The following is a 22,654-nucleotide window of genomic DNA, read 5'->3' as shown; positions in this document are numbered from 1 at the left end:
GTTTTACACTACTTTAAAGGCTTATTTACACATCAAAAGCGCAGAAATTGAAAAACATCAAAAAATGATGATTTATAGTTATGCGGCTTGTTTTGCTGCTGTTACATTGAGGGTGTGGCTACCAATTTTGACAATGGTTTATGGCGATTTTTCAAAAGCATACCTGGTTGTTGCCTGGTTATGCTGGATTCCTAATCTGATTGTTGCCTATTTAATCACCAGAAGAACCGCTAATCAATAAGTTATTTTGATGCYCTATCCTCTGCAATAATTTAGTTTATGATGTCAGCCCAGAAAATTTTAGCTAGTGTCGGATCCTTTTCATCTCACGACCTGCTTCTTTTTGAAGAATATACTGTCCGAAAGTCGTTCCGTAAAAACGACGTGCTCTTGCATCTTGGCGAAATTTGTCAATCCGTTTATTTCATTTTATCGGGATCTTTTTTTCAATTTCATGCTAACGATACCACAGAAACAATTATTGATCTGCATTTACCAAAAGAGTGGATGTACAATCATTCAAGTCTGATTGAGCAAAAACCTTCCGATACAACGATCAAGGCCTTTGAAAGATCTGAAGTGTTGGAGCTTAGTTTAACTAATTTACATAGTTTAATTGCCCAATCACAGTCTTTTTTAAGCTTGGGTAGAATTTTTGACCAGCCCAATAACAGGACATATTTATTTGATCGTTCGCTAAGCCCAGTTGAAAAATATAATTATATTAAAAATGCCAAACCGCTCATTGTACAGGTTTTTCCGGTTAAAATGATCGCTTCATACCTTAAGATCGCTCCTGAAACATTGAGCAGGGTAAGGGCAAATCATTAAATTTTCTGATCTGGATCAAGTGCAGCTTTTGGGAAAAATACCGATTTTTGAAATAAAAAAATATGCTAACAGATATTAACCCAAAACTTCCCATGCGTGATAAAGCAATCACAAGAGATTTTTATGTGAATAAATTAGGCTTTAAAGATATTGGAAGTGCCGATTTTAAAGATTACCTGATGGTACAAAAAGACCGTGTTGAGATTCACTTTTTTCTGTTCGAAACACTGGATCCGAAAGAAAACTATGGTCAGGTTTATATCCGTACAAACGATATTGATGGGCTGTACAAATCGATGCTCGAAACTAAACAAAGCATTCATCCCAATGGAAGCTTACAAACAAAACCATGGGGGCAGAAAGAATTCGCAATGCTTGATCCGGATAGTAATTTACTCACTTTTGGACAAGAGATTTAAGAGGGGTTCATTAGTCAATGGTTGATAGTTTATGGCTCATTGTTAAGCGCTGATTGTTTAATAGAATAAGCTACTCCAAACGCCTAACTCCCAACTAAATTAGCAACTGTTCGGTAGCGATATTGATCAATTCGATAGAATTTTTAACATCTAATTTCTGCATCATATTACGGCGGTGCGTTTCTACTGTTAGTGGACTTAGAAAAAGCTCATCCGCTATGCCTGCGGTCGTTTTTCCCTGTGCAATTAACTGAAGGATCTGTTGTTCGCGTTTGGTGAATTTTGGTCGTCCTTTTAAATCATTTACTGAAGGCTTGGCAATAATTTCTATCCCATTGATCTTCAGTATTTGATCTATTGGGGCATCGGGTATCAGCGAAGAACTAACAATTGATAAACCAATGACTAAGAAACCGATTTCTATTGCTCAATGGACTTTCAGCTTTCCGCCTTTTTTCCCTACATTTGGCTAATCAAAATTCTCAAAAAATTATGCAATACGATGTCGTTGTTATCGGTTCAGGGCCGGGCGGTTATGTAGGCGCAATCCGTTGTGCTCAGTTAGGTTTAAAAACTGCAGTTGTTGAAAAATATAAAACTTTTGGAGGTACTTGCTTAAATGTAGGTTGTATTCCATCTAAGGCTTTGTTAGATTCTTCAGAGCATTTTCACAACGCTGCTCACACGTTTACTAGCCATGGTATCAACTTAAAAGATTTAAAGGTTGATATGAAACAGATGATCGCCCGTAAAGACGATGTTGTTGCCCAAAATACAGCTGGTATCACTTATTTGTTCAAGAAAAATAAAATCGATTCTTTCGAAGGTGTAGGATCTTTTGTAGATAAAAATACCATTCTGGTAACTAAAGCCGATGGCTCTACAGAAACCTTATCAGCTAAAAACGTAATTATTGCTACGGGTTCTAAACCAACAGCTTTACCGTTCTTACCAATCGATAAAAAACGCATTATAACTTCAACTGAGGCTTTAAATATTAAAGAAGTGCCAAAAACGATGGTGGTAATCGGCGGCGGTGTAATCGGTTTAGAGTTAGGTTCGGTATACGCCCGTTTAGGTACAAAAGTATCTGTTGTTGAGTTTTTACCATCTATCATTGGTACTATGGATGCTGGTTTGGGTAAAGAACTTCAGCGTGTGTTAAAGAAAACTTTAGGCATGGAATTTTACATGGGCCACAAAGTTACCGGTGCTACCACAAAAGGTAAAACGGTAACTGTTACGGCTGATACCCCTAAGGGCGAATCCATTTCTTTAGAAGCCGATTATTGTATCGTTGCTGTTGGTCGTACGGCTTACAGCGAAGGTTTAGGTTTAGATAAAATCGGTATCACTGTTGAAGAAAGAGGTAAAAAAATTCCGGTTAACGAACATTTAGAAACTTCCGTTAAAGGTRTTTATGCTATTGGTGATGTAATTACTGGCGCCATGTTGGCACACAAAGCAGAAGATGAAGGTACTTATGTTGCCGAAACCATTGCGGGTCAGAAACCACATATCAATTATAATTTAATTCCTGGTGTAGTTTATACCTGGCCAGAGGTTGCTTCTGTAGGTTTAACCGAAGAGCAGTTAAAGGAAAAAGGTGTTAAATATAAAGCAGGTTCATTCCCTTTCAAAGCCAGCGGACGTGCAAAGGCGAGTATGGATACCGATGGTTTCATTAAAGTTTTGGCCGATGCCGCTACTGATGAAGTTTTAGGTGTACACATGATTGGCCCGCGTGCAGCAGATATGATTGCAGAAGCAGTTATTGCAATGGAATTCCGTGCATCTGCAGAAGATATTGCACGTACCTGCCATGCGCATCCAACCTATACCGAAGCCTTAAAAGAAGCAGCACTTGCCGCAACTGATAATAGAGCCATACATATTTAATTATTCAACAAGCAGATACTGAACTTGGTTCAGTATCTGCTTGTTGAATAAGATGCTGAATCAAGTTCAGCATGACGCATAGAGAAAAATCCCGATCTAAAATCGGGATTTTTTTGTTTTAACTTTTTATCGTCATTTCGAGCGGAGTGCAGCGAAGTCGAGAACCACGAAGTGCTCAGCAAAGCTAAATCTAGCTAGATAGATCTCTCCATTCTACTGCGTTCCAGTCRAGATGACGACGGGTTTCGCTTTACTCTTTCTCCTTTAATCTTTTTGCTTTGGTCTTTATATTTTCTTAATAAAATGATAACAAACAACACCTAAAATTAGCGTTATGTGCGGCTATTTTTGCGGTTCAGATATTAAAAAACCATGAACTGTAAAAAACTATTTGGTGCAATCCTTATTGCTTCATTGGCATTTACTGCCTGCAAAAAAGATCCGATTGTAGATCCTCCGGTTGAAGCTATCGTTCCTGAAAAAATCGACAGCTTTAAAGAAACTGCTTCCATTGATTTAGGAGGGGAATTTGCTTCAGAAATTTCGGCTTACGATCCCTTAACCAAGCAATTATTTGTGGTGAGTAACGATGGCGGAACCAAGGTTGATGTAGTTGATATGAGTAAATATCCAACCGTTACAAAATTGAAAACCTTATTATACCCCAATAACGCTGGTATTAATAGCGTGGCTGTAAGTAATGGTTTATTAGCAATCGCTTTAGATGGCGCAGATAAGCAGGGAAATGGTGATGTAGTGGTATTAAAAACAGCTACTTTAGAAGAAGTTAAAAAAATTACCGTAGGTGCCATGCCCGATATGGTAACTTTCAGTCCTGATGGGAACTATATTTTATCGGCTAACGAAGGTGAACCGAATCTTGCATATACCGTTGATCCTAAAGGAACCATTTCGATCATTAACATCAAAGACAACTATTCTGTAAAAACATTAGATTTCGCCGCTTTTGAATCACAAAAAGCAACTTTGCTTGCAGGTGGCTTCAGGATTTATGGTTTAAATGCAAGTTTTACACAAGATATCGAACCAGAATATATTGCTGTAAGCGCTGATTCTAAGAAAGCATACGTTACCCTACAGGAGAACAATGGTGTTGCCGAAATAGATATCGTTGACGGAAGCATTACCAAAATCAATCCCTTAGGCACTAGAGACATCAGCCAGGCCGACAATGCCTTTGATGTAAGCGATAAAGACGGTAAAAAAGTTTTAGGTACATGGCCAATCAAGGCTTTTTATCTGCCAGATGCAATCTCATATTTTACTGTTGGTGGTACGGCTTATCTCGCCTTGGCCAATGAAGGCGATACCAGGCAGGATTACACACCAAAAGATGCAAAAGAAGAGGTGCGTGTAAAAGATCTTGTATTAGATGCAGCTAAATTTCCGAATGCTGCGACCTTACAGTTAGACGCTAATTTAGGAAGGCTTACGGTAACAAATACTGTTGGTTATACCTTAGTTGGTACGAATAAAGTATATCAGGAATTATACTCAACAGGTGGAAGAAGTGTGAGCATCCTTAATGCAAATACTGGGGCTTTGGTAGCCAACATTGGTAAAGATTTAGAACAGCATGTAATTGATGCAGGTAAATATGATGATGACCGGTCTGACAATAAAGGTGTAGAGGTTGAAAGTGTAACCGTTGCACAGGTAAATGGGCAAACCTTAGCTTTTATTGGTATGGAACGTGCAGATATGATTGCTGTTTATGATGTAACTATACCAGCCTCACCAAAATTTGTTCAACTATTCTCTACGGGCGATGCCCCTGAAGGTTTATTGTTTGTTAAACCAAAAGATAGCCCTAATGGAAGAAGTTTGTTAATTGTGTCAAACGAGGCTGATGGAACAGTTAAATTCTTTCAGCCCGATAAAATATAGTCTCTCTATCCCTTTATTAATTATTATGTTTTAGCCCCGGTTTTATATCGGGGTTTTTGTTTTTTGAGTTGTCAACTTTAATAGACTGTCGCTATTAAGTTGACAACTCTTCGGCTATAATTCATTTCTAACCTGAGTTCGATTATTAAGTTGTAAAAATAACTATCATATAAGGTTTATTCCTAATCTCATCGTCATGCTGAACTTGTTTTACAAGTAGAAGTAGTATTTTCAATTGTCTTGTAGCTACTAGGTGGTCAGCATCTTTTTTGCCAGGAAAGACCCTGAAATAAATTTACTGCGTAGCTTTCCGCTGCGCTACAGGTCAGGGTGACGACCGACTTAACCCAAGCCTGAGTTTAGATAATCAAATCAATATTTAATTATCTAAACTCAGGTTTCTACGAACGAAGAATAAAAAAAGCCCTATATTGCGCTACAAAATAAAACTTTAGGGGTGCCTTCAAATAAGTTGGCTGAGAATATACCCATTTTATAGGTGAAAGGCAAAAGGTAAAAGGCGGAAGGTGAAAAACCCTATGCCCTAAACCTTACACCCTATGCCCTATAAATGAACCTGATCCGGATAATGCCGGCGTAGGAAATTAGTTTGTCTGCAAAAATTGCGCAAAAATGCATACTGCATTTGAAGACTCCTGAAGTTGTACAACAAAATGAAGTCATTTAGCAATGAATTATATTAATGTATTAACAATAGCCGGCTCAGATAGTGGAGGCGGTGCGGGCATCCAGGCCGATTTAAAAACCTTTTCTGCTTTGGGCTGTTTTGGCACCTCGGTAATCACAGCTGTAACGGCACAAAATACAGTCGGGGTGCGGTCAGTGCATGGCATTCCAGCAGAAATGATTAAAGATCAGTTACAGGCGGTATTAGATGATATAGCGCCAGTGGCCATTAAAATCGGCATGATCAACCGTGCTGAAGTTGTACAGGTAATCGAAAAGGAATTAAAAACCTATAATCAATATGTTCCCGCTATTTTAGATCCGGTTATGGTAGCCACCAGTGGCGATCGGTTAATCGAAGCTGATACCGTTACCCAGTTAGTTGAAAAATTATTCCCCTTGGTAACATTGGTTACTCCAAATATAGACGAGGCCATTATCCTTTCAGGGCAGGAGATCCATAACCTCGATGGCATGATTACGGCGGGTAGAAAAATTATCGAGAAAGGTGCAAAAGCCGTTTTAATAAAAGGAGGACATTTAATAGGCCCAATCATTTACGATGTTTTTATCTCTGGAAACGATGCACCAGTAGTATTAGAAAGTGTCTTTATTGCTTCTAAAAATCTACATGGAACAGGTTGTACACTTTCATCTGCCATTGCCGCCGAAATGGCCAAGGGTAACACTCTACTTATCGCAATAAAAAATGCGAAAAACTACATCAGCCGGGCCTTACAAGCTGGTAGCGAGGTAAAAACTGGCAAAGGCAACGGCCCGTTAAACCACTTTTTCGAACCTTTAAAATTAATTATCCAATGAAATGGAGCGAACAGGCCTGGGAAAGAGTTAAACCCATTTATGGCAAAATTTTAAAAATGCCTTTTAACCAAGAGTTGAGCAATGGAACTTTGCCCAAAGAGAAATTTATCTTTTATTTAGCTCAGGATGCTTATTACCTTTTAGAATTCGGCCGGACTTTAAGCACCATTAGTAGCCGAATGCAGGATGCAGATTTGGTGATGGCCTTTGCCGGGTTTTCTACAGGAGCAATTTTTGCCGAGCGTAGTTTGCATGAAAGTTATTTTGTGGAATTTGGTTTAGCTAAGCAAGTGCAGCCCACGCCATCTACGCTTTTGTATACCAATTATATCCTTAGTCAGGCTGCGTATGCCAATGTAGAAATTGCAGTGGCGGCTGTTTTACCATGTTTTTGGATTTATAAAGCCGTTGGCGACCATATTTTCGCACAGCAAAATGACGACCAAAATCCTTACAAAAGGTGGATCGATATGTATGCGGGCGTCGAATTTGCTGCTGCGGTAGAAAAGGCGATTGATATTACTGATCAAATGGCAGCGCAGGCTAATGCAGTAACCCAACAAAAAATGCTGGATGCTTTCGAAATGGCAACCCGTTTAGAATGGATGTTCTGGGATAGTGCTTATGAACTGGAAAAATGGAAAGTTTAATATTTTAACCCTGTATTCTCCAAATTCTTTGATAAAATGTTAAAAATTTGTCGGTATTTCCAATAGATTTAAAGAACTTTGCAATTCAATCTATAATTTAAAACATCATTTTGGAAGAAAGCACGCAAGGACAGGGAATTTTAAGTAAACAAGAAGATAAACCTGTATTAGCACAAAGCTCTCCAAAACAAGTACGTTTTGCCATATCAGCCTTTTACTTTATGCAAGGGGTCTGTTTTGCAAGTTGGGCCAGTAGGATTCCAACTTTTAAAGCTTCTATGGGCCTAAACGATGCAGAATTAGGCTCTATTCTTTTTGCATTACCTGCGGGGCAGATTATAACGATGTTTTTTTCGGCGAAATTGACCACTCATTTTGGCAGTAAGAAAATGCTAAGGGCAACTGCGCCACTTTATGCAATTGCATTAACTTTTTTAGCATTAGCCACAACTGGTTGGCAGTTGGCTGCTTTTTTGGTGCTATTTGGTATAACCGGGAACCTTTGTAACATCGCCTTAAATACACAGGGTGTCGCAGGTGAAAATTATTACGGCAAACCCATTATGAGTTCTTTCCATGGGGCTTGGAGTATTGGTAATTTAACGGGGGCTTTAATAGCCCTGGGGCTGGTTAACCTAAAATTAGGCATGTATACCCATTTTTGGATCATTGCACTAATATCCTTAAGCAATGTTGCGCTTAACTGGAAAAAGTTGCTGAACTATAATAAACCAGATACGGTGGTTGAGAAAACGAAGTTTTTTACCATGCCACAGGGTATTTTGGTGTTATTGGGCGTTATCGCATTTTGTAGTATGGCCACCGAAGGAACAATGTTCGATTGGAGCGCTATTTACTTCGAAGATGTGGTGAAATTACCTCATAATAAGGCGATTATAGGTTATGCGTCGTTTATGTTTATGATGGCAAGCGGAAGGTTTTTAGGGGTGTTTTTAATCGGTAAATTCGGGCGGAAAAACCTCCTTCAGATCAGTGGTGCCATTATATCGATAGGGATGGCGCTTGCCGTAATATTTCCAAACCTAATTGTCGCTATTTTTGGTTTTATGCTTATTGGCTTGGGTGTTTCGAGTATTGTACCAATGGTATATAGCATAGCTGGTAACAATAAGAAAGTGCCTGCTGGTAAAGCAATAACCATGGTTTCGAGTATTGGTTATTTTGCCTTTTTGTTTGGTCCGCCATTAATAGGCTATGTTTCGCAACTATCAAGCCTGCGTTATTCTTTCGGGATAATTTCTGTTTTTGGTTTGCTGATTACTTTCCTGATCACAAAAATAAAAGCGATAAATTAGCCGAGAGGTGGTTAACTGTTTGAATTGGTTAATTGTTTAACTGAGCGGCATTATAGGGCTTTTGTTTCTATATAAAAATGTATTTATTATTTGGAGCGCCAGTCTGTGCGTAAGAAGAAGCTTCTTCCCGTTTTACGCTTCACTGCCTCGTACCTCGTTGCTGCAGGGTAACGCTTCAACCGGGGCTAGTTGGCCACGACAGCATTTCATTTTTGGGGTTAGGGCGCAAAAACCCCTGTTCTTAAACCCGACAATAGCGGCAGCCTCCGATTAAGCACCGATTTATGTTATATTTTGGTGTGCTTGCTTGTTTCACAGGTCTTCTATCGGAGCTACAGCGAATGGCGGGACTGAGAATCGCCAAGAACCATAAGCCATTCGTTTCCAATAAAAAAACTATCGATTTCATTTGGAGCGCAAGGCCCTGCAAAACAGTAAATGTCTTCCCGTTTTATGCTTATACGCTTTCCCGAAAGTTCGGGATACCTCGTTGCTGCAGGGTAACGCTTCAACCGAGGCTAAAGGGCCGCGACAGTATTTCATTTGTCGGGTTGCAAGGTGCACCAACCTTTGTTCCTAAACCCGATTGCAATGAATCCCGGCCTTAAGTCGGGAGTAATAGCAGGACTGCAAACCACCAAGAACCACAGGCCAATCATTTCCTAATTTTAAAACCATTATTTCATTTGGAGTGCGCTACCTGCACATAAATATCAAAATTTAGTAAGGGTAGCTATGAAAATGCTTAATAATCTACTCTTTCTTCACCAATCCATGTTCTTTTAGGGCTGCTACGGCCAGCTCAATTAATCTTAAATTTTCGTCCAAATGCCCATGCTGTACTTCTACATTAATATAAGGAATATTATTTTGCATGGCATAAACCGAAAGCGAGCCATCATTAGAAACAAATTTAGATTGAAGAATTACATTTACATTGGCCTTTTTTAAGCTGCTGAACAATCTTGGTTCGGTTACGTAAACAAGATCATCTCCATCCATCTGGAAGTTGATGTAAACCGAATCGGCAGTGCTGGCTAAATCGTAACCTGGTAAATAAGAAGAAATACCAAAACCACCATCGGCATTGTTATGCAAGGTTAAAAAATAACCTGTGGCTTTTGGATCGTAAAAATCGACAATTTGTTTGCCTGCATTAAGTATTGCTTTTTCAACTTCGTTAGAGCTGAAAAGATCTTTTTTTAACCTTGTATTTACACCTACTTCGGTATAAATAGCGTTTGGGTCTATACGGTATTGATCATCCATATAGGTGAAATAATAATCTCTTACGCCGCCATATTGACTGTCGATGAGCTCGCCACCGCTCCAGCGAATATAATCAAAACCTGCTTTTACACCAGTATCTTCATTATCATGTACAACTAAAAATTTAATGCCATTAGGTTTGTAACTGTATTTTACCAGCGTGATATCTAAGTTTGAAACCTTAACGAAGCTCGAATCAGTACTCATCGCCGGGAAAACAGGCGGGTGTTGCGCATTAACCAGAAGGGTAGAACAGATCAGGAACAGACTTAGAATGAGTTTAAACATAATCCCTAATATACAATGTTGCTACATAATTTGTTTGAAGACAACATTGTATAATTATCTGGGCATCAAAATTTCTAGATGCAGCAAGTGAAAAAATAAAGTGGTTCGTGGGGACACGAACCACGGTGTGCGGAATTATCCGTGCATGAAAGTTTGACATCTCATTTATCGAAATCGATTGGATGCCTCTTTGCGGATAAATTTCCGTGTTTTCTGTACYTCCGTGGCTAAAAACAAAATCCACAAAAAAGCCCCGATTTTGGGATCGGGGCTAAATTGATTGTTAATCTGGATGTCTATTAATGTCCGTGATCTAAATCGTATTCGTTTACATCTTTGTGTTTGTATGGTTCTACCATTAACTCATCGATTGTTTTTCCTTTTTTGTTAAAGCCTAAACGTTCTAACATTCTGTCGAATATTAAATATACCACCGGTACCACAATTAAGGTTAAGAATAATGAACTGGTTAATCCACCAACAATAACCCAGGCCAAACCATTTTTCCATTCGGCACCTGCACCGCTTGCCAATGCAATTGGAAGCATACCGAATACCATGGCTATGGTGGTCATTAAAATTGGGCGTAAACGTGCGTGGTTGGCCAAAACAAGCGCTTCTTTAGTCTCTTTGCCTTCAGCCTTTAAGTGGTTGGTAAAATCGACCAGGATAATCGCGTTTTTCGCTACCAGACCCATTAACATAATCAAACCTAAAATGGTGAAGATACCGATTGAGTTATTGGTTAAAGCTAAAGCTAACAATGCTCCGATTACCGCTAAAGGCAGCGAAAACATTACCACCAATGGATAGATAAAACTATCGTAAAGTGCAACCATAATCAGGTAAACCAAAATGATCGAAGCCAATAAAGCGATACCTAAAGTACCAAAACCTTCGCTCTGATTTTCCTGATCACCCGCCCAGCTATAACTTACGCCAATTGGGGCTTTAAGTTTGCCATTTTTTTGCAGCTCTTCCAGTTTCGCCTGGAACTCAGCAACCACGGTTCCTGTTGGTCTACCGATTGACTGTGCCTTAACAGATACCGAAGTAGATTTATTTAAACGCTCTAACTGACTCGGACCTGAACCTTCTGTAATGGTTGCAAACTGTGATAACTTGATCTGTTTACCATCGCTGTTTACAAAAATCAGGTTACGCACGTCATCAATATTCTGGCGGTTGAAGTTTTGATACTGAATATTGATATCGTACTCGTATTCACCTTTACGGTATTTACCATCGGTATTACCCGCAAAAGCAGTCTGCATGGTTGAGCCTACAGTTTGTAAAGTTAAGCCAACGGCCGACATCTTATCACGGTCTACCTGAACGTTAATCTCAGGAGTTCCCTTTTCTACTGATAATTTAATCTCTGTAGCTCCAGGGATAGCCGCAAGCACTTTTTGAGCACCTTCAGCATACTTCAATGCGCTGTCTAAATCAGAACCCATTACCACCAATTGGATCGGTGCGTTTTCTGCAATACCCAAAATACTGATCGGAACGGTTTTAACTTTTGCTCCAATTAATTCTTTAGCCAGTGCACGGCTCATTTTAGTTGCGAAAATATCTGAAGAAACACCTTTACGCTCATCGCGTTCAACCAGCTTAACATTAATCTCCGATTTATAGGCTGTAGCCTGTGTACCACCGAAATCACCAGTCGATTGTCCAACTGTAGTAATTAACTGTGTAATTTCTGGTTGTTTATCTAAGAAAGCCTCAGCTTTTTGCGTTAAAAAGTTGGTTTGCTCTAAAGAGGCATCTTTTGGTAACTCTAACTGCACCAAGAACTCACCTTTATCTGATTTAGGGAAAAACTCCGATCCGATAAAACCGCCTACCAATAATCCACATGAGCTAAAGAACATCACCACAACAATAATTAATGTTAAGGCTTTGTGGTTTAACGACCATGTTAAAATGCTGGTAATCCAAAGGGTAAATTTCTTTAATTGTTTTTCGAACCAAAGAATGAAACGGCCAAACAGGTTTTTACCTTCAATACGTTCTAACTTACCAAAACGAGAGAAGATAAGTGGTACAATGGTAAATGAAGCTACTAACGAAAGTAACGTTGCAATAATTACCACAATACAGAACTGACGTAAGATGTTCGATACCAAACCCGTACTTACCGCAATCGGGAAGAACACTACCACAATTACGAAAGTAATCGATACTACGGTAAAACCAATCTCTCTTGTTGCATCAGATGCTGCTCTTACTTTGTTCTTGCCCATCTCCATGTGTCGCTGGATATTTTCCAGTACTACAATCGCATCATCCACCAGGATACCTACCACGAGTGATAGTCCCAATAACGACATTAAGTTTAAGGTAAAGCCGAACAAGCTAATCCCGATAAACGTAGCGATTAATGAAACCGGAATCGATACCATTACAATTAACGCGTTACGTAAACTGTGCAAGAAGAAAAGCATTACGAAAGCCACCAAAATAACCGCCAGGATTAAATCGTGGATTACCGCATCAGCTGATTCTAAGGTAAAGATTGAACTATCGTTTACAATTCTGATGTCGAGGTTGTTGGCCTTGTATTCACCTTTAAGTTTAGCAATAATGGCATGTACACCTTTACTCACTTCTACCGCATTTGCATCACTCTGTTTAATGATCTGAATGGCGATAGATGCTTTACGATCGATACGTGCCAGTTTTTCAGTTTCTTTTTGCGAATCCTGAACGTCGGCAACGTCACCTAAACGAATCTGTGCACCATCTTTAGTCGTTGTTAAAACCAGGTTTCTCAACTCTTCCATACTTCTGTATTTACCCGATAAACGGATCAATACATCCTGGTTTTGGGTTTTAACACTTCCTGTAGGGAAATCTAAGTTAGAACTTAAAATTAATTGCTGCACCTGTGGAACTGAAAGGTTGTAACCTTGTAATTTATCAGCATCTAACGATACCTGAATTTCGCGTTCCGAACCACCAACTAAGTTAACCTGAGCAATACCACTCACCCTCGAAATTACCGGAGCAATACGTTTATCAATTAAATCGTAAAAGGTAATGTCATCCATATTGGCTGATGCCGACATGGTAATTACCGGTAAATCATCTAAAGAGAATTTACTTAATGACGGCGTTTTTACATCCTCAGGCAGATCAGAAAGAATGGCGTTTACCTTTCTTTGTGCATCATTTAAGGAAATATCGATGTTTGCTGCATCAGTTAAGGTGATGGTAACCGTAGATAAACTCTCAAACGATACAGAGTTGATTTTCTTGATGTTTTCCATCGATGATACCGCATCCTCAATCTTTTTGGTTACGGTATTTTCAACCTCATTTGGTGAAGCACCAGGGTAGATGGTCGAAATAGATACTACGTTGTTAGAGAATTTTGGAAGTAATTCATAACCCAACGAAAAGTAACTTAGTAGCCCAAGCAAAGTAAGTGCGGTAAACACCACAATAACCAGCGAAGGCCTTTTTATAGATATGTCTGTTATCTTCATTTTAATTAGTATTGCGTTTTGCGATTGGCGTATCGCGTTTTAAAGCCGAAAAATCCCCTCTAACTTATTTTACAATACTTACCTGAGTACCCTCAGTTAAGTTAATCTGTCCGCTGGTGATTACAGTTTCACCCTCTTTTAAGCCATCAAGAATTTCAACATTGTCTCCTAAAATACGGCCCGCCACAACAGTTCGAGTTTTAGAAGTATTGTTAGATTTATCCAATACAAAAACCTGATTGCTACTTACACTACCTACAAACGAAGTACGTGGAATGAGGATGCTTGGCGCCTGTTTAGGGAACTTGAATATTGCAGTTCCGTACATACCGGCTTTTAAGGTGTTTTTGTGGCTATTATCTACTTCAATTTCGATCGGGAAGTTTAACGTTGCATCGGCTTTGGCAGCGATGAAAGTTACTTTTCCGGAGAAATTATCAGTTGGGAAAACCGAAGATTTGATCTCGATCTGATCGCCGATTTTAAGATTGGCAACCTGCGATTCGTTAACGTTTACTTTTAATTTTAATTTAGAAACATCAACAAGCTCGAACATCTGTGTGCCCYGAGTATTTACAAATGCACCGACTTCGATGTATCTTTTGTTTACAATACCATTGATAGGCGATTTAATGTTTGCATCGCTTAATTTACGTTGCGAAGCCTGTAAGCGCAGTTTCGCATTTCTTGTAGCCAATTTAGCTTGATCTAACTGTTGTTGTGTAACTCCGCCGGTTTGGAATGAGCTCTGGTATCTGGCCTCATCTTTCACTGCATTTTGGTAGTTAGCCTCTGCAGTTTCTCTATCTGTATTGATGATTTCAGCATCAACGCGTGCTATAACCTGACCTTTGCTTACACGGTCACCTTCATCAACATAAATAGCGGTAACACGACCTGCATTTTCTGATAAGAAGTTAAGTTCTTGTTTAGGAATAAAGTTTCCGTTTGCACTGAAATCTAAATTCACAGCTTTTCTCTCTACCTGAGCAACTCGAACGGCAACGGCGCCACCACCTTTAGCAATGAAAGCAGTTTTTTCTTCGTTCTTCTTTTTATTGTTGCTTAAAACATAAGCTATTGCACCAAGGGCAACAACAACTACGATAATTATGGTAATTACTCTTTTCATTTCTATTGTACTAGCGATTTAATATTCCCGTTTGATTTGATTAATTGTATTTCGGCTATTTTGTAATTCAATAAAGCCTGTGTATAACTGTTCTGTGCCTCAGTAAGTGCATTTTCTGTATCCAGAAGATCGGTTAAAGAAGCTAAGCCATTGTTATAATTGTTTTGTGTGCTTTTGTAAATTTCTTGCGCCAAATCCGCATTTTTACGTTGCGATTTAATGGTATTGATGTTGTTGCGCAATTGAATTTTTGCGTTCTCATAAGCCAGGTTTAATGAGTTTACAGATTCTTTTCTGCTCTCTCTTGCTTTCTTAATATCCACATCTGCCTGGCGGATTTTTGAACGTGTTAAAAAACCATTGAAAATTGGCACTTTTAAAGTCAGACCAACTGCCGATGCGCCGTATCCGATTGCAGCAGCATTAGACTTTAGGAAATCGAAACCATCACTTTGGCTCGAGTAGGTATAATTACCCGTTAAAGCCAATGATGGATAATATTCGGCCACGTATGCCTTTCTTTGCAGTGATAAAAGTTTATCCTGATTATCCAAAAGTTTAACCTCTGTTCTGTTTGCCRGATCGATAGAGTCTGTAAATACAGGTAAAGTAGTCACCTCTGTTAATTCGGTAAATGGTAAGGTGATCGGCGTAGAAACCGGCATGCCCATTGAGAATTTTAACTGATTCTCTAATTGGGTAATGGCATTAATTACCTGCTCACGTTGTGTATTCAGATTAGTGAGGTTTACATTGATCCTGTCAACATCGATTTTTCTGGCTAAACCATTTTTAAACTGGTTTGAGACAATTTTTTCTACAATTTTAACATTTTTAATATTGGTATCAATTACGTTTAACTGTTGTCTGTTTACCAAAACCTGGTAGTAATTGTTGGCCACCAGCTCGATAATCTGCTCTTCAGTTAATTTTGAAGTAAGGTTGTAATATTCCTCGCTCGATCTCGCAGCCTGCAAACCAGTAAAAACCTGTTGATTGAATAATTGTTGCGAAAGCTGAACACCTGCAGTCGAATTCCAGTTCTGGCCTAATTTGATCGCCTGTGTCTGTCCGCCGAAATTAGCAACCAGCTGACCGATAATAGGATTATAAGTTAAACCAACATTTCCTGTAATTTGAGGCAAGGCCTGTGCCCTAACTTCCTCCACCTTGTATCTTCCGCCTTCAATATCCAATTTCGAGTTTCGAATCTTGGTGTTGTTTTGGAGCGCGTAGGTTAGCGCATCTTTTAAGGTAACTTGCTGCTGTGCAAGCACCAGCTGCGGTAAAACCGAGCCGATTAGCAGTATGAGCATTAACCTTACCATTTTTACTCTAAGCATAATGTATTGTTTTTTTGTTTTTGGGTTCTTATCTATTTAAAATTTGTGGCTGGTTCACAACCGGTTTATCAGTTGCTGCGGCCGCCGTATTTCAGTCTGAACATCGTAAACCTCTCACAAATATGGTGGTGAGGTTTTTTTGCTTCAGTGTCATTTTGTTTAATGCTTTTTTATCAGGGAAAAGATCTTTTCCGGTTTCCATAATGCACATGGTGCAAAGGCCCATCAAACTTTCCAGGTAAAGTTCTGCAACATGTGCAGTATCATCGTGCTCAATTTCTCCCTTTCCTTTTGCCTGGCTAAAAATTTCTGCGAAGAAATCTTTTTCCGAACTTTTAAGCGTTTGTAACTTTCCTTTGATCACATCATCGTTCAATAAATCAGGAATACCTTCGGTAATCCTTAACATGTAATATTTTTGGAAGAAAGTGTTCCTCACTTCTATGGTGCTAAAAAGGATGTCTTCCAAAGGTTGGTCTGGATTGTATTTCTTTTTGATCAACTCAAAGAAGTCGTTAAATACCCTTTCTATTACTCCAATAATTAAATGCTTCTTATCCGGGAAATAATAATAAAGCGATGGTTTGGAAACGGAAAGATCTTCTGCGATATCGTTCATTGTGGTTTTACCAATACCAAAATGGATAAAGCGTTTTATAGCGCCATCAATAATTTGCTCTCTCTTTTTATCGGCTACAATCATTTTACTTTTCTACTTTCTGACTTTTTTAATATTTTAGTCAAAAATAGTGCTAAAAAATGATTAGTCATGAAAGGTTTGTTGAAAAGCGCATTAAGCTTACAATTTTATGACATAATTTTGTTTCTTGCGCTGTTTATATATCTTTACAAACCAATCGTTTAGAAAATTTGTCAGCACTAATCAACATCTTTATTGTATTGTTTACCATCATAGCAATGGAGTGTTTTTCTTGGTTTATACACAAGTATTTATTCCATGGACCACTATGGTTTATGCATAAAAGCCATCACCAAAAAGCAAAATCATTCTTCGAATGGAACGATCTGTTTGCCGCATTATTTGCTGCAGTATCCTTGTTTTTAATGTATGCTGATCGAGATAATTTAAGTTACCGGTTTTTTATTGGTTTAGGGATTACTTTATATGGTCTGATCTATTTTGTGGTACACGATTGGTTTGTGCACCGGAGATTTAAAACTTTTAAAAGCAACAACACTTATTTGCAAGCCGTGCGAAAAGCACATAAAATCCATCACAAAAATAGAGGGCGGGAAAAAGGAAAGGCTTTTGGGCTATTATTTGTAAGGAAAACAGTATTAAAAAACTAAATTACATGATATGAGAAATTATTGCCTGTTTATCCTTTTCGGAATGATTTGCTTAGCCTTATATTCATGCCATAAAAAAACGAATAAAGACCGCGCTATTGCACTTGTAGAAGCTAAACACGAAAATAATAATCAGGATTTGAGTTTTGATAGTTCCAAATTAGATAGCCTTTACAATATTTCTCCTCAGGCTTATGCTGATAGTCTAAAAAAAGGAAATGAGTTAGATGATACTTTAGCTGTCCTCGAGAGTGAGATAGAACATTTAAGCCAGGCAGAGTCGGATAGTGTAGGATTGATCAGTGCAAAACTTACCAAAGAAAGATACCGTTTATTGGACGTTGCCAAAACCAAACCAGCTTTTATCGGCTGGCAGCTTTCGAAAGTAGTAGTTGAAGGAGAAAAAGCCGACACTTTAAGCTTTAATTTCGATAAGGGGATTACCAAAATCGTTCCTTAACTATTTTTTATTTTACTTTTGCAGCATAACCCAGAATCAATATGCTTCAAATCCAGGAAAATATTTCGTTAAAACCATATAATTCGTTTGGTATCGATGTTAAGGCAAGTTACTTTGCCGAGATATTTTCTGAAGCAGATTTAGCCAGACTGTTTAAAAACGAAATCGTAAAATCTCAAAAGCTCTTGGTTATTGGTGGAGGGAGTAATGTGTTATTTACCCAGGATTATAAGGGATTAGTTGTTAAAATCAGCATCAAAGGCATTCAATCCAGAATGATTGATGATAAAGTGTTGGTAACAGCCGGTGCTGGTGAAGTATGGAACGATTTTGTGAACTACTGTGTTGGGCATCATTTTGCAGGCGTAGAAAATTTAAGCCTGATCCCTGGTACTGTGGGTGCATCGCCAATACAGAATATTGGTGCTTATGGGGTAGAGCTTAAAGATGTTTTCGAAAGCTGCAGTGCTTTTGAGATCAAAACAGGAAAAATCAAAACCTTTACTTATGATGATTGCCATTTCGGTTACCGCGAAAGTATTTTCAAAGGTGAGTTGAAGGGCCAGTATATTATTACATCAGTTACTTTCCGTTTATCGGCGGAAGCGAAAATTAATACCTCATATGGTGCAATTGAAACCGAGCTGCTGAACAGAGGCATCGAAAAGCCGGATATTGCCGATGTTTCATCTGCTGTATCGCATATCCGCGTAAGCAAACTGCCTGATCCGTCTACTATTGGCAACGCAGGTAGTTTCTTTAAAAATCCGGTGATTGAAAAATATGAATTTGCTGATATTGTAGCGAAACATCCCGATGTGGTACATTACCCTACAGCTGATGATAAAATTAAATTGGCGGCCGGCTGGTTAATTGAGCAATGTGGTTGGAAGGGTAAAGTGGTAGGCCAAACAGGTACCTGGAAAAACCAGGCGTTGGTTTTAGTTAACCATGGACATGCGACTGGCACAGAAGTGTATAATTTTTCTGAACAGATTATAGACAGTGTAAAGTCTACTTTTGGAGTCACTTTAGAAAGAGAAGTAAATATTCTGTGACGAAAGCTTGCCATTATGTAGTTGCAAGCTTTTAACACCATGCCAGAAAATTTTGGTACTAAGTTTGTTTAGGTTTAAGCGAACAAACAATAATTCATTTGTTTTTTTATCTACCTAAAGCTAAATATCATGACAAAATTTGAATTCAATCATCTGGTTAATCATCACTCGGTATCGCTTAGATCTTATGCCTTAAATTTTACCAAAGACGCAGAAGACGCAAATGATTTGGTTCAGGATACCATGCTGAAAGCGATCACTTATTACAATAAGTTTAAAGAAGGTACGAATTTAAAAGGTTGGTTGTTTACCATCATGAAGAATACTTTCATTAACAACTATCGCCGACTGGTGAAAACAAATACTTTAATTACGCAGAGCGAAGATATATCTTCTGCAAATCTTTCATATAGTGYAACTAAAAATCAGGCAGAGAGCAAATTTGTGTTAGGCGATATAGATAAAGCCCTTTCGCAATTACCTGAAGAGTATTATGTGCCTTTTATCCGTTATTTTGAAGGATACAAGTACCACGAAATTGCAGATATGTTAGCTATTCCGATTGGAACAGTAAAAACGCGTATCCACGTAGCAAGAGGCATTCTTAAAAAGTACCTAAAAACGTATTCGAAAGAAATTGCCACTTCAGAAGTGGCTTAAGATACATCCATCTAAAAACTAGAGGCTCAGATTTATCTGGGCCTTTTTTGTTTTCACGCCCACAAGAGAAACGTCATCTCGACTGAAGCGCAGTCCCGAACGTTCGGAGAGAGATCCGTCTTGATAGATTTAGCTTCGCTGAGCCTTCGGGTTCTCGACTGCGTTGCACTCCGCTCGAAATAACGGTATAGGAAATGTTTTATACTTTTAACCTTTCTGTTATTTGTACTGATGTTATACGATAAATTGAAACTTGGGGTGACACTTGGACGCTAAAAAGGACATTTCCGAAATACTGTAAAAAGCAAAAGGCCTGAAAATTCAGGCCTTTTTGCTTATCATATATTTGGTTAGTTGATTCTTATTTTTTCTTTCAACAATTCGCCTTCTCTCTTATTTCGAAACAAATGCAAACCCCGAACGATTATGTGTTTTGAAGCTTTATTGCAGTATTTTTGTTTTGTGGTTATAAAGATAAGGGAAATTTTAAATTTGTCAAGCTTTTTTTAACTTTTTTTTTATTTCTTTTGCTACCACTTGCCCAGAGATGATTGCAGGTGGTACACCGGGGCCCGGAACGGTTAATTGTCCGGTGTATAAAAAATTTGTTACCTTACTTTTCATCTTAGGTTTTAAAAAAGCCGTCTGTTTCAAAGTGTTTGCTAATCCATACGCATTTCCTTTAAAGGCATGGTAATCTTCCACAAAATCGTTCATGGCATAACTGCGCTTAAACAAAATGTTACCGCCAATATTGTTGCCGGTTAAATCTTTAAAGCGTTCGATCAATAAATTAAAGTATTCTTCCCTTTTACTTTCGCTATCTGCTAAATCAGGAGCTACCGGAATTAAGAAGAAAAGGTTCTCACAGCCCTCCGGTGCAACACTTTTATCGGTTATGGAAGGACAGCATGCATAAAATAGGGGCTTTGATGGCCATTGCGGATTGGTGTAGATTTCTTCGGCATGTTGATCGAAATCCTCATCAAAGAATAAGTTGTGGTGTAATATATTGTCTAGTTTTTTATTTAATCCGATATAAAACAAAAGGCAGGAGGGGGCCATTGTTCTTTCATTCCAATATTTTTCGCTGTAATTACGGTAAGGTTTATCAAAAAGATGTTGATCAATATGGTGATAATCGGCATTACCCACCACGAAATCACTTTTAAAGTTGCCCTTGTTGGTAATTACGTACTCTGCCAGGTTGTTTTTCACTTCAATTTTGGTTACCTCGGTATCGAAAATAAATTTTACACCCTCACTTTCGGCTATTTGTTGCATAGCCATCACAATTTTGTGCATGCCGCCCATTGGGTACCAGGTACCTAAAACGAGATCGGCATAGTTCATTAAACTGTATAGGGCAGGTGTGTTTTGTGGTGTGGCTCCTAAAAATAAAACCGGGAATTCTAAAAGTTTCCTCAAACGCTCATTCTTKAATAACCGGTAAACATGTTTACGCATATTGCCCAAAAGCTGCAATTTGATTCCACTAACAGCCAATCTGGGATCAAAATATTCCATCACACTGTGCGAAGGCTTAAAAACATACTCATTCATGCCTACATCGTACTTGTATTTGGCCTGATCAAGAAAATATTTTAGGTTTTTGCTGCTTCCTGGCTCTAGTTTTTCGAATAAAGCATATAAATCAGCTAATGTTGCTGGAACATCAATAGTATCCTGTTTGCCAAAATAAATACGGTAAGAAGGGTTTAATCTCTTTAGCGCATAAAGATCTGCGRCAGTTTTGCCGAATAGGTTATAGTAGTTTTCGAAAACATCTGGCATCCAATACCAGCTGGGGCCCATATCGAAAAGAAATCCGTCTTTTTGCCAGGTTCTGGCCCTGCCACCAGCCATTTCGTTTTTTTCGATCACCGTAACATCACAACCATCCTTAGCCAATAAAGCTGCAGCAGCCAAACCTGCAAAGCCAGCACCGATAATGGTAACTGTGGGTTTTTTCTCCATGGTGTAAATAAAGGAATTTTATTGCGTTTTGTTTTTGTTTTTGTCATTCAGTGTGGTTGTCGTTCTGTGTGGTTGTCATTCTGAACGCAGTGAAGAATCTTTCTTTTATTGGAAGTAATCTTTATGGGGGCTTGATTCGATCGATAGTTTAGGTACTGTATTTCATCGGTTGGAGATCCTTCGCTATGCTCAGGATGACACTATAACGCCAAGATCAACAAATGATTTATCCTTCAACAATCATGTCGTTAAGAAAATCCCAATTTTTATTTTTACGTTCAATTAACGCATTCTTCTTTGCTCTTGTCCAGCCTTTTATTTCTTTTTCTCGTTCAATAGCATGTTCAATGTGTTCAAACCGCTCAAAATAAACCATATAGTGGCAATTATATTTATAAGTAAAAGCGAACTTATTTTCTTTGTTCTCTATATGTTGTCTAAGTCTTGCTTCTAGATCGTTTGTTACTCCGGTATAAACCACAGTTTTGTTTTTATTGGTTAAAATGTAAACGAAATAATTATGATCCATAATTAAAAATAAATGTTTTTTATGATTTTAACTAAAGTGTTTTGTCATTCTGAACGCAGTGAAGAATCTGTTATATGTTAACATTGGTTAAAATGAATCAATGGTTTTGAGGTAGTGGTTAGAGTTTCAGTATTTCATCGGATTGAGATCCTTCGCTGCACTCAGGATGACAGCGGAAGCAAAAGCGCTTAGCTTTTCTTACCTTTGCCCAAACTCATGATTAAACTACGCATTATATTTTTTCTGCTGTTTGCAGCAAGCAATATTACTTACGCCCAGTTATCTACCCAAGAAATTGCGATATTAAAAACTAATATGGTTAAAGCGGTAGAAAATTCGAAGCTAACCGACTCATTATTTGCCAAACTGAGCAAGCTGGCCAATAAAACCGCCTTAATTACTGGTTACACCGGAACGTTGGAGGCACTTAAAGCCAAGCACTCATGGAATCCATACAACAAGATCAAGTATGTGGGCCGATCGCTCAAAACCATGCAAAAAGCAATTGATATGGATAAGGAAAATATGGAAATTCGCTTTATGCGGTTTTCTATTGAGTTTTATACACCTTCTTTTCTCGGCTTTAGTAAAGATTTAGCTC

Annotated in this window: 21 protein-coding genes; 13 read left to right on the top strand and 8 right to left on the bottom strand. The window is 38.5% G+C overall.

The features are described 5' to 3' along the window. The 3 genes from AC1DPQ_RS00790 to AC1DPQ_RS00780 form a co-directional block, all read left to right on the top strand. On the top strand, positions 1–241 hold a 241-nt coding region (locus tag AC1DPQ_RS00790), incomplete at its 5' end, for a DUF2306 domain-containing protein (RefSeq protein WP_477607521.1). A gap of 38 nt (positions 242–279) precedes the next feature. Further along, entirely contained in the window at positions 280–831 is a 552-nt protein-coding gene (locus AC1DPQ_RS00785) for a Crp/Fnr family transcriptional regulator (protein WP_477584018.1), read from the top strand. Positions 832–893: 62 nt separating this feature from the next. Continuing rightward, positions 894–1,250 carry a bleomycin resistance protein gene (locus AC1DPQ_RS00780; RefSeq protein ID WP_477607519.1) on the top strand — a complete coding sequence of 119 codons (357 nt, stop codon included), beginning with the start codon at positions 894–896 and terminating at the stop codon, positions 1,248–1,250. Between the two features lie 94 nt (positions 1,251–1,344). Here AC1DPQ_RS00780 and AC1DPQ_RS00775 read toward each other — a convergent pair whose 3' ends face one another. Then, positions 1,345–1,572: a response regulator transcription factor gene (locus tag AC1DPQ_RS00775; RefSeq protein ID WP_477607522.1), complete on the bottom strand. Its 228-nt coding sequence runs from the start codon at positions 1,570–1,572 to the stop codon at positions 1,345–1,347. A 170-nt stretch (positions 1,573–1,742) separates the two neighbouring features. On the opposite strand from AC1DPQ_RS00775, the gene lpdA reads away from it, so the two are divergent. From lpdA to AC1DPQ_RS00750, 5 genes are all read left to right on the top strand, one after another. Then, positions 1,743–3,149 carry a dihydrolipoyl dehydrogenase gene (gene lpdA, locus AC1DPQ_RS00770; protein ID WP_477607517.1) on the top strand — a complete coding sequence of 469 codons (1,407 nt, stop codon included), beginning with the start codon at positions 1,743–1,745 and terminating at the stop codon, positions 3,147–3,149. 372 nt (positions 3,150–3,521) lie between these two features. Next, positions 3,522–5,057: a choice-of-anchor I family protein gene (locus AC1DPQ_RS00765; RefSeq protein WP_477607515.1), complete on the top strand. Its 1,536-nt coding sequence runs from the start codon at positions 3,522–3,524 to the stop codon at positions 5,055–5,057. 690 nt (positions 5,058–5,747) lie between these two features. Beyond that, positions 5,748–6,566 (top strand): bifunctional hydroxymethylpyrimidine kinase/phosphomethylpyrimidine kinase, encoded by an 819-nt coding sequence (gene thiD, locus AC1DPQ_RS00760; protein ID WP_477582771.1) that lies wholly within the window; start codon positions 5,748–5,750, stop codon positions 6,564–6,566. Beyond that, a complete protein-coding gene (locus tag AC1DPQ_RS00755) occupies positions 6,563–7,216 on the top strand; it encodes a TenA family protein (RefSeq protein WP_477607513.1) in 654 nt (217 codons plus the stop codon). The genes thiD and AC1DPQ_RS00755 overlap by 4 nt, the downstream gene beginning before the upstream one ends. Before the next feature lie 110 nt (positions 7,217–7,326). Continuing rightward, positions 7,327–8,532 carry an MFS transporter gene (locus tag AC1DPQ_RS00750; RefSeq protein ID WP_477582769.1) on the top strand — a complete coding sequence of 402 codons (1,206 nt, stop codon included), beginning with the start codon at positions 7,327–7,329 and terminating at the stop codon, positions 8,530–8,532. A 753-nt stretch (positions 8,533–9,285) separates the two neighbouring features. Here AC1DPQ_RS00750 and AC1DPQ_RS00745 read toward each other — a convergent pair. The 5 genes from AC1DPQ_RS00745 to AC1DPQ_RS00725 form a co-directional block, all read right to left on the bottom strand. Beyond that, a complete protein-coding gene (locus AC1DPQ_RS00745) occupies positions 9,286–10,089 on the bottom strand; it encodes a hypothetical protein (protein ID WP_477607511.1) in 804 nt (267 codons plus the stop codon). 299 nt (positions 10,090–10,388) lie between these two features. Beyond that, positions 10,389–13,583 (bottom strand): efflux RND transporter permease subunit, encoded by a 3,195-nt coding sequence (locus tag AC1DPQ_RS00740; protein WP_215130221.1) that lies wholly within the window; start codon positions 13,581–13,583, stop codon positions 10,389–10,391. Between the two features lie 64 nt (positions 13,584–13,647). Further along, positions 13,648–14,715 carry an efflux RND transporter periplasmic adaptor subunit gene (locus AC1DPQ_RS00735; protein WP_477607509.1) on the bottom strand — a complete coding sequence of 356 codons (1,068 nt, stop codon included), beginning with the start codon at positions 14,713–14,715 and terminating at the stop codon, positions 13,648–13,650. 2 nt (positions 14,716–14,717) lie between these two features. Beyond that, positions 14,718–16,058: a TolC family protein gene (locus tag AC1DPQ_RS00730; RefSeq protein WP_477607507.1), complete on the bottom strand. Its 1,341-nt coding sequence runs from the start codon at positions 16,056–16,058 to the stop codon at positions 14,718–14,720. A 91-nt stretch (positions 16,059–16,149) separates the two neighbouring features. Continuing rightward, complete coding sequence (locus tag AC1DPQ_RS00725; protein ID WP_029279769.1) at positions 16,150–16,761, bottom strand: TetR/AcrR family transcriptional regulator; 612 nt, start codon at positions 16,759–16,761, stop codon at positions 16,150–16,152. A gap of 167 nt (positions 16,762–16,928) precedes the next feature. Between AC1DPQ_RS00725 and AC1DPQ_RS00720 the strand changes: the two genes are divergently transcribed. From AC1DPQ_RS00720 to AC1DPQ_RS00705, 4 genes are all read left to right on the top strand, one after another. After that, the gene (locus AC1DPQ_RS00720; protein WP_477582761.1) at positions 16,929–17,369 is read left to right on the top strand and encodes a sterol desaturase family protein; all 441 of its coding nucleotides are present in this window, start codon (positions 16,929–16,931) and stop codon (positions 17,367–17,369) included. 10 nt (positions 17,370–17,379) lie between these two features. Continuing rightward, a complete protein-coding gene (locus AC1DPQ_RS00715) occupies positions 17,380–17,829 on the top strand; it encodes a hypothetical protein (protein ID WP_477582759.1) in 450 nt (149 codons plus the stop codon). Between the two features lie 41 nt (positions 17,830–17,870). Next, positions 17,871–18,887, top strand: a complete 1,017-nt coding sequence (gene murB / locus AC1DPQ_RS00710; protein ID WP_477582757.1) for a UDP-N-acetylmuramate dehydrogenase — start codon at positions 17,871–17,873, stop codon at positions 18,885–18,887. A 129-nt stretch (positions 18,888–19,016) separates the two neighbouring features. Continuing rightward, positions 19,017–19,547, top strand: coding sequence for an RNA polymerase sigma factor (locus AC1DPQ_RS00705; RefSeq protein ID WP_477607505.1), 531 nt, complete (start codon positions 19,017–19,019; stop codon positions 19,545–19,547). A gap of 495 nt (positions 19,548–20,042) precedes the next feature. Here the strand turns inward: AC1DPQ_RS00705 and AC1DPQ_RS00700 are convergent, their stop codons facing one another. Then, complete coding sequence (locus tag AC1DPQ_RS00700; RefSeq protein WP_477607503.1) at positions 20,043–21,524, bottom strand: phytoene desaturase family protein; 1,482 nt, start codon at positions 21,522–21,524, stop codon at positions 20,043–20,045. Positions 21,525–21,750: 226 nt separating this feature from the next. Beyond that, entirely contained in the window at positions 21,751–22,053 is a 303-nt protein-coding gene (locus AC1DPQ_RS00695) for a GIY-YIG nuclease family protein (protein WP_477579867.1), read from the bottom strand. Between the two features lie 216 nt (positions 22,054–22,269). Here AC1DPQ_RS00695 and AC1DPQ_RS00690 point away from each other — a divergent pair. Further along, positions 22,270–22,654, top strand: a 385-nt coding sequence (locus AC1DPQ_RS00690; RefSeq protein ID WP_477607501.1) for a hypothetical protein, incomplete at its 3' end; no start/stop codon positions are given.

This window comes from Pedobacter sp. 01T416_2 (assembly GCF_056398925.1).
This window is presented reverse-complemented; position numbering and strand designations above follow the sequence as displayed.